This window comes from Streptosporangium sp. NPDC087985 (assembly GCF_044741965.1).
GTDB lineage: Bacteria > Actinomycetota > Actinomycetes > Streptosporangiales > Streptosporangiaceae > Streptosporangium.
Genome location: NZ_JBIUTQ010000002.1, coordinates 107242 through 120288, shown reverse-complemented (window position 1 = coordinate 120288; position 13047 = coordinate 107242). Strand labels below are relative to the sequence as shown.

Genomic DNA, 13047 nt, shown 5'->3' with positions numbered 1-13047 from the left:
TCGCCCCGCCGGCCGGTCCGCTCATGTCTCCACCCGCCGGGTCATGCGCAGCACGGCGACGAAGAACGGCGCGCCGAAGAAGGCGGTGACGACGCCGATGGGCAGTTCGGCCGGGGCCAGCACGGTCCGGGCGATCAGGTCGGCGAGGACCAGGAAGGCGGCGCCGCCGATCAGCGAGAGCGGGAGCACGATCCGGTACGACCCTCCGGCCAGGCGGCGGACCACGTGCGGGACGACGATGCCGACGAAGCCGATCAGCCCGCTGACCGCGACGGCCGCCGCGGTGGCCAGGGAGGCGGCGAGCAGCACGGCCAGCCTGACGCGGGCGACGTTCAGGCCGAGGCTGACCGCCTCGTCGTCGCCGACCGAGAGCACGTCGAGCAGTCTGCCGTGGAGCAGCAGGATCACCACCGAGATCACGGCGTACGGCGCGACCAGCTTGACCTGGTCCCAGCCGCCGCCGACGTCGCCGAGGATCCAGGCGTAGATGCGCCGGAGCTCCTCCACCTTGAGCTGCTGCAGGAAGGTCTGGACGGCGGTGAGGAAGGACGAGACCGCCACCCCGGCGAGGACCAGCGTGGCGGTGCCGCCGCCCCGGCCGGCGACGTTGCCCAGCGCGTAGGCGAGCAGGACGCCGCCGATGGCCCCGGCGAACGCGGCGACCGGGATGAGGAGGGCGTTGTCGTCGCCCTTCATGAACACGATCGCCGCCGTGGTCGTGAGCCCGGCACCCGCGGCGGCCCCGAGCAGGTAGGGGTCGGCCAGCGGGTTGCGGAACACGCCCTGGTAGCCGGCGCCCGCGGCGGCCAGCAGGCCGCCGACGATCGCGGCGAGCAGGACTCTGGGCAGCCGGAGCTCCAGCAGCAGGCCCTGCTCGATCGGCGCCAGCCCGGAGTCTGCCGAGACGAACGGCAGCCAGTCGAGCAGTTGCAGCGCCACCTTCTCCGGCGCGATGTCCGCCGCGCCGACCAGCAGGCCGGCGAGCATGGCGGCCAGCAGGAGGGCCGACGCTGTCAGCGACGCCCGCGGGCGGAGTCCGGTCGCCCGCCGTGGCGGGACACCGGCCGTCCCCGCGTCACGCCCCGCCGTACCGGAGCCCGGAGAGACGGTCCGCGCGGGGACGTCCTCGTCCCCGTCGGGGCTTGGGAAGGCGGGGACACCCTCGTCCCCGTCGGCGGCCGGGGAGAAGATCCGCGCTGGGACGCCCCTGCCCCCATCGGAGCCCGGGGAGGGGGTCCCGATGGGGGGGCCGGCTGCCTTGGCGGTGCCGGAGAGGTGGGGGAGGTCGGCCACTTAGTCGGTCGCGGCCTGCTGGACGGCGTCGCCGACCTGCTGGGCGAGGTCCAGGACACGCGGTCCCCAGCGGGAGGCGATGTCGTCGTCCAGGGCGATGACCTTGTCGTTCTTGATGGCGGAGAGCTTGGACCAGCCGGGGCGCTTGGCGAGGGTGTCCTTGGACTGGGCGCAGCACTTGGTGTCGGCCAGGAAGACGAGGTCCGGGTCGGCCTGGGCGACGAACTCGGCGGAGAGCTTGGGGTAACCGCCGGCCGCTTCGGGGGCCTTGTCCGCGATGTTGGTCAGCCCGAACAGGCCGTAGATCTGGCCGAGGAAGGTGGTGGACGTGACCGAGTAGGGCGTGGTGTCCAGCTCGTGGTAGAAGGTGAGCTTCTTGTCCTTGGGTGCGGCCGACACGAGCTCGTCGATCTGCTTCTTCATCCCGGTCACGACCTCGTCGGCCTTGGCCCCGGTACCGGTGGCCGCGCCGAGGTCGGTGATCTGGTCATAGGCCTCGTCAAGCTGGGTTGCCGCGGGCTCCAGCAGCACGGGGACGTTGACCTTGGTCAACTTGGCCACGATGTCGTCGATGTCGTTGGAGAGCACCACCAGGTCGGGTTTCTGGGCGATGATCGCCTCCGCGTTCGGCTTGAACCCCGACAGGTCACTCTTCGGTGCCTCGGCCGGGTAGTTCGACTGGTCGTCCACCGCGACGACCAGGGGTCCGGCTCCGATGGCGAACAGGGTCTCGGTGGCGGTGGGCGACAGCGAGATGATCCGCTCGGGCTTCTTGGCGATGGCGATCGAGCCGTTGGCCGCCTCGACGGTGACGGGGAAGCCCGCCGGGGCGGGAGACGTGGTGGCCGCGTCCGGGGTGGCGGGGGCGGTGCTCTGGCCACATCCGGCCAGAGTCAGCATCCCGAGGAGCGCGGCGGCGAAGGCGGTACGTACGGGCCTCAAGCGAGGTCCTTTCAGTTACCGGAACCGAGAGACCCGCAGAGGGACGGATCACCCTTTTCCACGAGGGTTGACGGCGTCGACGCAGCGGAAGGCGACCTGGCTCGATCCGTGAGGACCATGACAGTTGCGGGACAGCGCCGGACTCACACCGGACTTCGCTATGCGCTGCGCGTGGGACAAACGTTACCAAGTGTGCCGGGCACTCCGGCGCCGCGGGCTGCCGTTCCGCCCTTTCCGCCCCGGAGACCGGCAGCACTGTCCCCTACCCCAGCTGCTGCTCCGCAGCGGAGATGATCTCCTGGAGGCGCAGGCCGTGCGCGGCGTCGAGGGGATGCCCCCCGCCCCGGCGCACGGTCTCGGCGAACTCGGAGAGCATGACGGCGAAGACGTCGGAGCCGAGCTGGTCCCCCTCGATGGCCTGCCGGCCCAGCCGGCCGTAGACCTCCACCCTGGAGGGCGGTGTCGCGCCCGGCACGCTCATGCAGAGCGAGGCCTCGCTCACCGCCCCGGTCTCGTGCTCCAGCAGCAGCCCGGCCCAGCCCAGCGTGTTGCCGTGGGCGCGGACCCCGGTGACGCGGCCGAGCGCGGCGTCCAGCATGTCGATCATGTGCGGGCCGACGTCGAGGATCGCGCCGCGCTCCAGCCGCCATGGGCTGGCGAAGTCGCCGCCGAGCAGGGCCCCGGAGATGTTGGCCGCGTATCCCCCGAATGGTTCGAGGGCCGAGACCCGGGCCAGGAAGGATCGGGTGGCGGCCGAATAACGCCAGGTGAGGACCATCTGTGAGGCCACGCCGGCCTCGCCGACCGCCTCGGCCAGCCGCCGGGCCCCGGCCAGGTCGGCGGCGAGCGGCTTCTCCAGCAGCAGCGCCTTGCCCGCCTTGGCCGCGAGCACGCCGATCTCGGCCTGTACGGCGGGCGGCACCGAGAACGCGACCGCCTCGCAGTTGTCGAACAGCTCCTCGACGCGCTCGAAGACCGGGACGCCGAACCTCGCGGCCGACTCGGGTCGCCGCGCCCACACTCCCACCAGTCGCGTGTCCGGGCCGGCGGCCAGCATCGGCGCGTGCACCCTCTCCGCCCAGGGTCCCGCGCCCACCAAACCCACAGATATCGTCACTGGCTCAGCTTCTCACGCTCCCGTGCCCTGACCACGGCAGTGCCTCCGACATGATGGACGGCGGCCTGGACATCTTCACTCCCGGTTAACTTCCCGGTCACCGGAGCGCGCGAGGCGCTGACCGGTCACCGCAGACCGTACCGGCATGATGGGTTCCACCATGAACGAGATGATTCTGCTGAGGCACGGCGAGACCGAGTGGAGCAGGGACGGCCGCCATACCGGGCGCACCGACCTGTCACTCACGGGGAAGGGCGAGAATCAGGCGCGGGCGCTCGCCCCGCTGGTCAGGGGCCGGACCTTCGCCCTGGCTCTTGTCAGCCCCGCGCTCCGTGCCCACCGGACGGCCGAACTCGCCGGGCTCACGGCCTACGACACCGATCCCGACCTGTGGGAGTGGGACTACGGCGGTTACGAGGGCATCACCACCCCGGACATCCGCCGGACCCGTCCCGGCTGGTACCTGTGGCGCGACGGAGTCATCCCCGGCGACGCCGAGCACCCCGGCGAGAGCGCGGAGAAGGTCGGCGCCCGCGCCGACCGGGTGATCGGCCGGGCCCGCGCGGTCGACGGCGACGTGGTGCTGGTCGCCCACGGGCACTTCCTGCGGGTGCTGTGCGCCCGCTGGCTCGGGCTGTCCCCGCAGGACGGCCGGTTCTTCCGCCTGGACACCGGTACCTACTCCCGGCTCGGCTCCGAGCACGGCGAGCCTGTCGTCCTCAGCTGGAACGCTCCCGTCTGACCGGGACACGCGGAGTGCCGGGTACGGTCGGTGACCGCACCCGGCGCCGGTCGTCAACTGCCGCTCTCACTGTGGGAGCCGCCCCCGGGCCACCTCGGGCGCGGACAGCATGTCGTCGGCCACGGGATACAAGGTCGTCTGGTCAAGCATGGTCTGGTCCCCGATTTCTCCGCTTTCCTGTCCCTCGGGGAACTCAGACTCTTCCTGACCCGCCTACTTCTCGGGTTACATCCTCGGCGCACCCGGGTTGAAAGATGTGCCGGACGTAAAAACAGTGTTACACCGTCAGGCTGTCAAACTCGCCGTCTTTCACCCCGAGCACCAGCGCGCGGATTTCGTCGCGGGTGTAGATCAGGGCCGGACCCTCGGGGAAACGGGAGTTCCGGACTGCGATACTGCCGTCTGACAGCTCGGCGAGCTCGACGCAGTTCCCCTGTGAATTGCTGTAACGGCTCTTGCGCCAGCTGGCTCCAGCCAGGTCCGTGGCGGGCATGCCGTTGTAAGTCTGCTCCATTTAAATCTCTCTGAGAAGGTCGCCGAGGATCTCGGCGGTGCCCCCAGGCGTGGTGCTTTCCACGCACAACTGCTCCATGGCTGTGAGGTATGGATCGATATCCTCACGCTTGTCCAGGTAGAGGGCACCCCAGAGCTGCTCGACATAAACGACGTCCGACAGGTCGGACTCAGGAAACCGCAAGATACTGAACGCGCCACCCTCGGCCGCGTGCATACCGAACCGGAAAGGCATCACCTGGATGGTGATGTTGGGCAACGTGGCCACTTCCCGCAGGTGCTGGAGCTGTTCACGCATGATCTCCTTGCCTCCGATGGGCCGCTTCAGGGCTGCCTCGTCGATGACCGCCCATAGACGCGGACCGTTCCTTCTGGTCAGGCGATCCTGTCGCTGCATGCGCATATGCACACGGCGCTCGATCTCCACCTCCGGCGCGTCCGGGTAACCCAACCGCATCACCGTGCGCGCGTAGGCGGACGTCTGCAGCAGACCGGGGACGAACTGCACCTCATAGGTGCGGATCACGTCCGCGGCCTCCTCCAGTCCCACATAGGTGGTGAACCAGTTCGGCAACAGGTCGCCGAACTTGTGCCACCAGCCGGGGGTGTTCGCCTGGCGGACCATCTCCAGCAGGCCACGTCGTTCGGCGTCGTCGAGCACGCCGTACAGGGTGAGCAGGTCTTCCACGTCCCGTGTCTTGAAACCCACACGACCGAGTTCCATTCGGCTGATCTTGGACTCCGAGGCGCGGATGTGAAATCCGGCCACCTCCCGGGTGAGCCCCTTCTCCTCACGCAGGCGACGCAGGCTCGCGCCGAGCATGATGCGCCGAACGGTGGAACCGGTACCGGGCGGGTCCATGGACACGTGTGTGCTCCTTGCTCGCTTCCCTCACCGACAGTCTGTCACTTTGCGGCCCAAGATTCCTTAGCCGCGGACAAGGTCCCCTTTCCCTCCGGGTTGCCGAATCTGGGGTAACCGTAGCGGTTGCACACCCCTTATGCACGTGCATTCGCTCTTGCACCTGCACATGAGTTTGCACCATGATGATCGATGTGCAGTCCGCCCAAACCGCGCCCCCTCGAACGTCCTGGACAGCGCTCGACTGGTGGCCCCCAGTCGGCTGGTGGCCAGACACGGCCCGTGACCTCCTGTCCGGCTCCCCCGCCATGGCCAGTGCCACCTTCGTGCTCCCCCCACAGGCCGAGTCCGTCCATTCCGCCCGCAGTTTCACGACGGGCACCCTCGCCGGCTGGAGGCTCACCGAGCTGAGCGAGAACATGGAGCTGGTCGTCTCGGAGCTGGCCACCAATGCCTTCAGACACGGCCTGAGGCTGGCCGAATCACGGGCCAAGGAACCGATCAGGCTCTCCCTGCTCCGCCGGGACGGCCTCGTCGCCTGCGCGCTCAACGATCCCGGGGCCGGCCTCCCCACGCTCCGCGACCCGTCACCGCTGGACATCGGCGGCCTCGGCCTGCACATCGTCGAGTCGCTCAGCCTCCGCTGGGGCTGGGCGCCGCTGGCTCCCTACGGCAAGATCGTCTGGGCCATCCTCCGATAGGGCCTGCGGGAAGGTCCTCAGGGCTTTTCCGGACATCACCAGACCCTCCCGAAAGGCGCCGTCTCCTCCCTCGCCTGGCGCCGATCGGTTCCGGGACCGCCGCGTCCCCCCCGCCGGCGGTCCCGGGACCGGTCAAGAATGCGAGAGAACACCTCCGGAACGCGTTGCATTCTGCGCGGTACATGCCGTCGGGGATGCCCTCTGCATTACCGTGGATTCCTATGGCTCACGGAGAGTCCCCGCGCGAGATTCCTGAGAGAGCTGCGAGATGGACGATCACCTGCTCGGCTGGTTGAAAACCCTCGACGAAGAACGGCTCACCCGAGTGCTGGCGAACCGGCCGGACGCCATCGCCCCACCGTGGCCGCGCCGCCTGGACACCCTGGCGCAGCGGCTGGGCAACGGGTTCGCGGTGATGGCCGTCATGCGCGGGCTCCCACTCCCGTGCCTGGAGATCGCGCAGGCCTCACTGGCCCTGGGTGACGACCGGGTCGACCTGGAGGCGCTGTCCCGTTTCATGGGCGTGCCGGAGGCCGAGCTGGCCCCCTGGGTCGACCGGCTGCTCGACCACGCCCTGGCCTGGCCGGACGACGAGGGGCGGATCCGCGTCGCCGACGGGGTCTCCCGGTGGTGGACGGCCCCCTGCGGGCTCGGTGAGCCACTCTCCCACTACCTGAACTCCTGGACGGTCAGCGCCGACGCCCTCCGCGCGCTCGCCAGGGCGCTGGGCCTGCCTCCCGGCCCCAGGAGGCGCACGGTCACCAGGGTCGCCGAGGTGCTCTCCGATCCCAGCCGGGTGAGTGCCATGGTCGAGCGGGCTCCGGAGGGCACGGGGCGGCTGCTGGAGGAGTTCGCCTGGGACGGCCCGATCCGCGACGTCGACGGTGGCCGGTTCGTCATGCCCGGCACACCGGAGAAGTGGGTGGCCGATCACGGGCTGCTCTTCCGGCCTGGCTGGAACGTGGCCGAGATGCCCCGGGAGGTGGCGCTCGCGCTACGCGGCCCCGACTACCACCCGCCGTTCACCCCCCGCCCGCCCGACCTCGCAACCGTTCCGGTGGATCCCGAAACCGTGGACCACCTGATGACACTGGCCGCCCCGCACGTGGTCGAACGCTGCGCCGCGATGCTGGAGAACACCGCGAAGGTCCCGCTGCCACTGCTGAAGGCGGGCGGGGTCGGCGTGCGCGAGGTCCGCCGGCTGGCCAAGGACACCGGCTGCGACGAGGACGAGACCCGGCTCCTGCTGGAGACCTGCGCGGTGGCCCGGCTGCTGGCCTGGGACGAGTCGGCCGGTGGGCTGGTGCCCACCGAGAAGTTCGACCGCTGGCGGCTGGACGACGCGGCCGCCAGACTACGGGTGCTGCTGGCGGCGTGGTGGCGGATGGAGCGCTCGTCGCTCCGCAGGATCGGCGGCAAATACGGCACGGTGCTCGGCGACGACCCCGCCGGAGCCGCGGTCGGCCGGGCCCGGCGGGCGGTGCTCGGCGTGCTGGCACGCCTGCCCGCCAGTACGGCGTGCACCGACCGGGCCGGGCTGGCCGGGTCCGCGCACTGGCACGCACCGCTGCTGGAGCAGTCGCTCCTGGCCGAGTGCGCCCCCGCCGTACTGGAGGAGGCCCGGATGCTCGGGCTCGTCGCCTGTGACACGATCACCGACCTGGGCCGCGCGCTGGCCGCCCTGGACGCCTCGGCGGGTGACGAGAACGACGACTCCACCCCGGCCGTGGAGCACGACCCGGTGCTGGTGGAGAGTTCCACCCGCGCGCTGGCCAGCGTACGGCGGAGCGCCCTGTTCGGCGCCGACCTCACCGCCGTGGTGACCGGGCCGCCCTCCACCGAACTGGCCGAGCTGCTGGACCGGACCGCCGAACGTGAGTCACGCGGCGCGGCCTCGGTATGGCGGTTCACCCCGGCGAGCGTGCGCCGGGCGATGGACTCCGGCTACGACGTCGACACCCTCCTGGCCGACCTCGCCGAGGTGGGCGCGGTGCCGCAGCCCCTCGACTATCTGGTGCGCGACGTGGCCAGGCGGCACGGCGAGGTCACCGTGACCACGGTCGCCTGCATCGTGCAGGCCTCCGATCCGGTGCTGCTGGCCGAGATCGCCGGGCACCGGCGGCTGGGCCGGCTGGGCCTGCGGCTGCTCGCGCCGACCGTGCTGGCCAGCGCGATGCCCGCCGGCAAGACCCTCGCCGCGCTCCGGGAGAACGGCTACGCCCCGGTGCCGATCGATGACACCGGGGAGATCACCATCCGCCGTGCCCGGATCGAGGAGCCGCGGAACGGGCGGCTGATCCTGCTGCCCGGCGGCCGGGTGGCCGAGCTGGAACAGCCGCCGTACCCGCTGCTGGAGCCGTCTCCCGACCCGCACGAGCACGCCCGGCGGCTACTCGCCGCCGAGGGCGACGCCACCCAGCAGCAGGGCAGGACGTGGGCGGTCATCGGCCGCATGGCCTCCCGGCTGCCGACCGCCCAGCAGTCACTGCTCGGCTTCGTGGTGGACCGGGGAGTACGGGCGGCGATCACGCTGACCGACGGCCTGACCGCCACCATCAGCCACGGCGAGCTGCGCAGCGGCGTGCTCGACGCGTGGTGCGAGGAGGCGGGAGACTATCTGGAGTTCCCGCTGGCCGACATCGTCGAGGTCCGCGGTACCTACGTCTGATCCCCTGAGCCCTGATCGGCCGAGGTCCCTCAGGCCGCCGCAGCCTGCTTGACCGCGGCGGCCACCTTCTCCAGGACGGTGGGCAGCTTCTCGGCGACGTCGCTGTCATCGGCCGGGTGAACCTCCGCGAAGCGGACGACGGAGCCGGGGATCGAGAGCTTGACGTCCTCAAGGATGGTGCCGCCCGCGATGCCGACGGCCTTGCGCGCCTCGTCCTGGGCCCACACGCCGCCGTACTGGCCGTACGCCGTGCCGACGACCGCCACGTGCTTGCCCACGAAGGCGCCGGAGCCCATGGGACGGGAGTACCAGTCGATCGCGTTCTTCAGGACGGCCGGCATCGTGCCGTTGTACTCGGGCGAGAAGAGCAGGAAGGCGTCGGCCCGCTCGCCGGCCTCGCGGAGCTTCAGCGCGTCCGCGGGGACACTGCCCTCGACGTCGATGTCCTCGTTGTAGAACGGCAGGTCGGCGAGACCGTCGTAGATCTCGACCTCGACACCCTCGGGGGCGAGCTTGACGGCTGCCTCGGCGAGCTGGCGGTTGTGCGAGCCGGAGCGGAGGCTGCCGACGAGGGCGAGGATGCGCACGGACATGAGAACTCCTGATGGAGATAGAGAGAGAGTTAAGCGGACCGGGGTCCGGCTATCAGGTATAGCACAAAACGGACTATGGTCTACTTATGGGTGAGACCACTATGCTGCGCAGATGACCACGCCGCCGTTACCTCCCATGGCCGCGTCACCTCCGACACCCCCGGCACGGGCGCTGCCCATGGCCGACAGCGGACGGCAGGAGCGGGCCGACGCGGCACGCAACCGGATCCGCCTGCTTGAGGCCGCCTCCCGGCTGGTGGCCGAGCAGGGCGCGGAACATGTGACGATGGAGGCCGTCGCCGCCGCCGCCTCGGTCGGCAAGGGCACGGTCTTCCGCCGTTTCGGCGACCGGGTGGGCCTGATGTTCGCCCTTCTGGACCACGCGGAGCGCGCGCACCAGGAGGCGTTTCTGTCCGGCCCCGCTCCACTCGGGCCCGGTGCGCCGGCGGTGGAGCGACTTGAGGCGTTTGGTGTCGCGACCCTCCGTCATCTGACGAGATACATCGACCTCTACCTCGCGGCTGAGGACTGCCCCACCCGCCGTTACACCGCTCCGGCTCGCGCGGTCCGCCTCACCCATGTCGCGGTCCTCCTGCGCGAGTCGGGCGTCACCGGCGACGTCGAGCTGCTCGCGGAAGCGCTGCTCGGCTACCTGGACACGGCGCTCGTCAACTACCTGCGCAATGAGCGCAGACTGCCCGCCGAGCGCCTCGAGGCCGGCTGGAGGGACCTGGTCGCCCGCGTGACACGCCCGTAGGCCACGCTCAGGTGGGGACGGGCCGGGCGTGTCCGGACCCTCAGCTCCTGACCCCGCAGCGGCGCAGGACCAGCAGGGCCAGCGCCCGGGTGACGTCGCGGAGCTCGCGCAGGTCGACCTGCTCGCGCGGGGCGTGCGCGAAGCGCACGTCACCCGGCCCGTAGTGCAGAGCCGGGATGCCGCCCGCGGCGTACAGGCGCAGGTCGCTCCCGTACGGCGCGGCCGTCTCGGCGGGACGGGTCCCGGTCACGTCGGCCACCGCCGTGGCGACCTGGGCCGGCAGCTCGTGCCCGGCGGGCAGCCGGCCGCTGGCGAACTGGCCGCCCGGCCAGGTGACGGCCGGAGGATGCGCGCGCAACCACGGATGACCGAGCTCGGCGATGGCGGTCTCCAGGGCGAGGCGCGCCTCGGCGGGATCCTCGTCCAGGCGGACGCCGAGACGGCCCTCGGCGACGAGCAGGTCCGGCACGCTGCTGGCCCAGTCGCCCGCGCGGACCGTCCCGACCTCGATCGGGTAGGGCAGCGGATTGCCGTCGAAGACCGGGTCCGGGTCGCGGTTACGGTCGGCCTCCAGCCGCCTGATCGCCTCGAAGACCGGCCAGAAGGCCTCCAGGGCGTTGACGCCCTCGTAGCGGGTGGCGCCGTGGGCCGCCCGCCCGGCGACCTCGATCCGGAACGTCAGCGCACCCGCCGTCGCCACGATGATCGCCCCGCCGGTCGGCTCGGTGATCACCGCGGCCTCACCCCGGTGGCCCCGGGCCAGGGTGGCGAACGCGCCCAGGCCGCCGTCCTCCTCCCCCGCCACGCAGTGCACGGCCAGCGGCCGGGCCAGCCGTACTTTCGACCGGTGCAGGGCCGCGGCGACGGCGAGGTTCGCCGCGAGCCCCGCCTTCATGTCGCAGGCGCCCCTGCCGTGCAGGACGTTCCCGCTGATCCGGGCGCCGAAGGGATCGCTCCCCTCCCATTTGGCCAGGTCGCCGATCGGCACCACGTCCACGTGCCCCTGCAGGACGAGCGCGGGGTCGCCCTCTCCCTCGGTGACGCCGACCACGCCGTAGCCCTCGGTGCGGGGTGCCTCCGTGCCGGGGAATCCGGGAGCGGCCCGCAGCGCGTCGAGGTCGAGTTTCCAGACGTCGACGTCCAGCCCCGCCTCGGTGAGCAGCCTCGCGCAGCGATGCTGCAGATCCGACTCGGCGGCGGTGCCGGTCACACTCGGCACCCGCACCAGCTCGGCCAGGAGCCGGACCGTCTCCGCCTCGTCCAGGGCCGCGAGAACCCTCGCCTCATCGTCAGACATGCGCCTATCCTTTCAGCGCCACCCGGCGGGCCAGCCCCAGGGGGAGACCGCCGGAGCCCGCCAGGGTGTCGTGGACATGATCAGCTCACGGTCGACCACGTCCTCGAAGCCGCCGACCAGGTCAGGGGAGAGGTCCGTCATGCCCGGTGAGCCTACTCCGCCGGGGCGATCCCGCCGGTCCCATAAGCTTTGTTCTGTGGGTGACCCGAAGTTCGAGATCCAGATGCTCCACGACCGCGTCATGGTCAAGGTCGAGCAGGAGTCAGAGGAGCGACGCAGCACGGCGGGAATCGTCATCCCCGCCACGGTGAAGATGGCCAACCGGCTCGTCTGGGGTGAGGTCTGCGGCGCGGGCCCGAACGCCCGGGCGGTGAAGGTGGGCGACAAGGTCCTGTTCAACCCCGAGGACCAGTACGAGGTCGAGGTCCACAGCCGGGTCTACCTCATCATGCGCGAGCGCGACCTGCACGCCATCGCCACCCCGCAGACCGACAACGGCACCGGCCTGTACCTCTGACATCCCGCCGTACCGGACCTGGACCGTTACCGGCTGGTGTAGCTGAGGTAGACCTTGTTGTTCCAGTCCTCGGCGGAGATGTCGGCCAGCACCCGCGTGGCCTTGCCCTGGAGGTCGACCACGGCGGCCCGGTAGGCGTTCCCACCGGCCACGACGGCGATGAAGTGCCTGTCGTCCCACCACCCCAGCAGGGCCTTCGGCTGGACGTTCACCTTGGCGGCGAGCTTGCCCGAGGTCCGGTCCCAGAGGCAGACGTGCTCGATGTAGGTCGCCGGGCACCAGGTCATGAGGACGTTTCCGGAGGGCGAGAAGACGTCCTCGCCGCCGGCGGGGATCCCCGTCTTGGCCAGGGTGCGCCGGACCGCGCCGTCCTGACCGTAGAAACGGGTGCCGCCCTGGTAGTCGGCCACCACGTCCACGCCGTCAGGACTCCAGCGGAACCTCGCGGCCCTGTCCACCCCCTGCACGGTCACCGTCCGGGCGGTCTTCGCCGTCGCGTCGACGATCACGAAGCCCGTCGTCGCCCAGACCGTGCCGGTCCTCTGCTGGACGGTCAGGACCGCCTTGCCGCCGTTGCGGGACCAGTGGGCGAACTTGGCGATGAACGGCTTGGCGACGGTCTGGATCCTGCTGCCCCTGTTCGCCACCAGGTCGGCGAGGAGCACCGAGTCGTGGCCCTCGCTGTAGGAGGTGGGCACCGCGAGGGCCATGTTCCCCTTGGGCCCGACGGTGATCTCCTGATACCCGGTCTGCTTGGCGAACCCGTTGTTCCTGCGCAGGTATGCCACGTTGCCGAGGGTGTAGGAGGTGATCTTGAGTGGGTCCGCCGGGTTCTCGCGCACGGTCACCCGGGTGTCGGGGAGCGCGACGTCCGCGGATCCGGCGGCGTATGCGGTGGTGGGGGTCAGCGCGGCCATCGAGACGACGATGACGGCGCATCCGAGCGGTCGGTAAATCCCAGGAGTCACAGACACGGCGGCATTTTAAGCTGGGAAATCACCCGAGATCCCACCTATACCGGATCGGTTTGACCGGCATATCCAGG

14 protein-coding genes are annotated in these 13047 nt (G+C 70.8%); 5 read left to right on the top strand and 9 right to left on the bottom strand.

The features are described 5' to 3' along the window. Window positions 1–21 precede the first annotated feature (21 nt). The 3 genes from ACIN94_RS05735 to ACIN94_RS05725 all read right to left on the bottom strand — a co-directional run bounded on the left by ACIN94_RS05735 (window position 22) and on the right by ACIN94_RS05725 (window position 3352). Window positions 22–987, bottom strand: coding sequence for a FecCD family ABC transporter permease (locus tag ACIN94_RS05735; RefSeq protein ID WP_400701641.1), 966 nt, complete (start codon window positions 985–987; stop codon window positions 22–24). A gap of 306 nt (window positions 988–1293) precedes the next feature. Continuing rightward, window positions 1294–2235, bottom strand: a complete 942-nt coding sequence (locus tag ACIN94_RS05730; RefSeq protein WP_400700176.1) for a helical backbone metal receptor — start codon at window positions 2233–2235, stop codon at window positions 1294–1296. A 262-nt stretch (window positions 2236–2497) separates the two neighbouring features. Continuing rightward, entirely contained in the window at window positions 2498–3352 is an 855-nt protein-coding gene (locus tag ACIN94_RS05725; protein WP_400700174.1) for a Gfo/Idh/MocA family protein, read from the bottom strand. 160 nt (window positions 3353–3512) lie between these two features. Between ACIN94_RS05725 and ACIN94_RS05720 the strand changes: the two genes are divergently transcribed. Beyond that, window positions 3513–4094 carry a histidine phosphatase family protein gene (locus tag ACIN94_RS05720; protein ID WP_400700172.1) on the top strand — a complete coding sequence of 194 codons (582 nt, stop codon included), beginning with the start codon at window positions 3513–3515 and terminating at the stop codon, window positions 4092–4094. 277 nt (window positions 4095–4371) lie between these two features. Here ACIN94_RS05720 and ACIN94_RS05715 read toward each other — a convergent pair whose 3' ends face one another. Further along, window positions 4372–4608 carry a DUF397 domain-containing protein gene (locus tag ACIN94_RS05715; RefSeq protein ID WP_400700170.1) on the bottom strand — a complete coding sequence of 79 codons (237 nt, stop codon included), beginning with the start codon at window positions 4606–4608 and terminating at the stop codon, window positions 4372–4374. Continuing rightward, complete coding sequence (locus tag ACIN94_RS05710) at window positions 4609–5469, bottom strand: helix-turn-helix domain-containing protein (RefSeq protein WP_400701638.1); 861 nt, start codon at window positions 5467–5469, stop codon at window positions 4609–4611. A 185-nt stretch (window positions 5470–5654) separates the two neighbouring features. Here ACIN94_RS05710 and ACIN94_RS05705 point away from each other — a divergent pair, with 185 nt between their 5' ends. Together ACIN94_RS05705 and ACIN94_RS05700 are read left to right on the top strand one after the other, a co-directional pair. Further along, window positions 5655–6170, top strand: coding sequence for an ATP-binding protein (locus ACIN94_RS05705; protein WP_400701635.1), 516 nt, complete (start codon window positions 5655–5657; stop codon window positions 6168–6170). A gap of 268 nt (window positions 6171–6438) precedes the next feature. After that, window positions 6439–8838 carry a helicase-associated domain-containing protein gene (locus tag ACIN94_RS05700; protein ID WP_400700168.1) on the top strand — a complete coding sequence of 800 codons (2400 nt, stop codon included), beginning with the start codon at window positions 6439–6441 and terminating at the stop codon, window positions 8836–8838. Window positions 8839–8867: 29 nt separating this feature from the next. Here ACIN94_RS05700 and ACIN94_RS05695 read toward each other — a convergent pair whose 3' ends face one another. Continuing rightward, window positions 8868–9431, bottom strand: coding sequence for an NADPH-dependent FMN reductase (locus ACIN94_RS05695; protein WP_400700166.1), 564 nt, complete (start codon window positions 9429–9431; stop codon window positions 8868–8870). Window positions 9432–9543: 112 nt separating this feature from the next. On the opposite strand from ACIN94_RS05695, the gene ACIN94_RS05690 reads away from it, so the two are divergent. Continuing rightward, complete coding sequence (locus ACIN94_RS05690; protein ID WP_400700164.1) at window positions 9544–10188, top strand: TetR/AcrR family transcriptional regulator; 645 nt, start codon at window positions 9544–9546, stop codon at window positions 10186–10188. A gap of 40 nt (window positions 10189–10228) precedes the next feature. Here ACIN94_RS05690 and ACIN94_RS05685 read toward each other — a convergent pair whose 3' ends face one another. Together ACIN94_RS05685 and ACIN94_RS05680 are read right to left on the bottom strand one after the other, a co-directional pair. After that, window positions 10229–11485: an ArgE/DapE family deacylase gene (locus tag ACIN94_RS05685; RefSeq protein WP_400700162.1), complete on the bottom strand. Its 1257-nt coding sequence runs from the start codon at window positions 11483–11485 to the stop codon at window positions 10229–10231. Window positions 11486–11497: 12 nt separating this feature from the next. Beyond that, on the bottom strand, window positions 11498–11626 hold the full coding sequence (locus ACIN94_RS05680) for a hypothetical protein (protein ID WP_400700160.1): 129 nt from the start codon (window positions 11624–11626) through the stop codon (window positions 11498–11500). A gap of 55 nt (window positions 11627–11681) precedes the next feature. Between ACIN94_RS05680 and ACIN94_RS05675 the strand changes: the two genes are divergently transcribed. Then, window positions 11682–12002: a GroES family chaperonin gene (locus ACIN94_RS05675; protein WP_400700158.1), complete on the top strand. Its 321-nt coding sequence runs from the start codon at window positions 11682–11684 to the stop codon at window positions 12000–12002. A gap of 26 nt (window positions 12003–12028) precedes the next feature. Here the strand turns inward: ACIN94_RS05675 and ACIN94_RS05670 are convergent, their stop codons facing one another. Next, on the bottom strand, window positions 12029–12976 hold the full coding sequence (locus ACIN94_RS05670; RefSeq protein WP_400700156.1) for a hypothetical protein: 948 nt from the start codon (window positions 12974–12976) through the stop codon (window positions 12029–12031). Window positions 12977–13047 lie beyond the last annotated feature (71 nt).

Excerpts from the sequence above, each read along its gene's own strand:
- ACIN94_RS05705 (WP_400701635.1), top strand. The coding sequence starts at position 5,655 with ATGATCGATGTGCAGTCCGCCCAAACCGCGCCCCCTCGAACGTCCTGG.
- ACIN94_RS05715 (WP_400700170.1), bottom strand. The coding sequence starts at position 4,608 with ATGGAGCAGACTTACAACGGCATGCCCGCCACGGACCTGGCTGGAGCC.
- ACIN94_RS05680 (WP_400700160.1), bottom strand. The coding sequence starts at position 11,626 with ATGACGGACCTCTCCCCTGACCTGGTCGGCGGCTTCGAGGACGTGGTC.
- ACIN94_RS05685 (WP_400700162.1), bottom strand. The coding sequence starts at position 11,485 with ATGTCTGACGATGAGGCGAGGGTTCTCGCGGCCCTGGACGAGGCGGAG.
- ACIN94_RS05710 (WP_400701638.1), bottom strand. The coding sequence starts at position 5,469 with ATGGACCCGCCCGGTACCGGTTCCACCGTTCGGCGCATCATGCTCGGC.
- ACIN94_RS05695 (WP_400700166.1), bottom strand. The coding sequence starts at position 9,431 with ATGTCCGTGCGCATCCTCGCCCTCGTCGGCAGCCTCCGCTCCGGCTCG.
- ACIN94_RS05690 (WP_400700164.1), top strand. The coding sequence starts at position 9,544 with ATGACCACGCCGCCGTTACCTCCCATGGCCGCGTCACCTCCGACACCC.
- ACIN94_RS05720 (WP_400700172.1), top strand. The coding sequence starts at position 3,513 with ATGAACGAGATGATTCTGCTGAGGCACGGCGAGACCGAGTGGAGCAGG.
- ACIN94_RS05700 (WP_400700168.1), top strand. The coding sequence starts at position 6,439 with ATGGACGATCACCTGCTCGGCTGGTTGAAAACCCTCGACGAAGAACGG.
- ACIN94_RS05735 (WP_400701641.1), bottom strand. The coding sequence starts at position 987 with ATGCTCGCCGGCCTGCTGGTCGGCGCGGCGGACATCGCGCCGGAGAAG.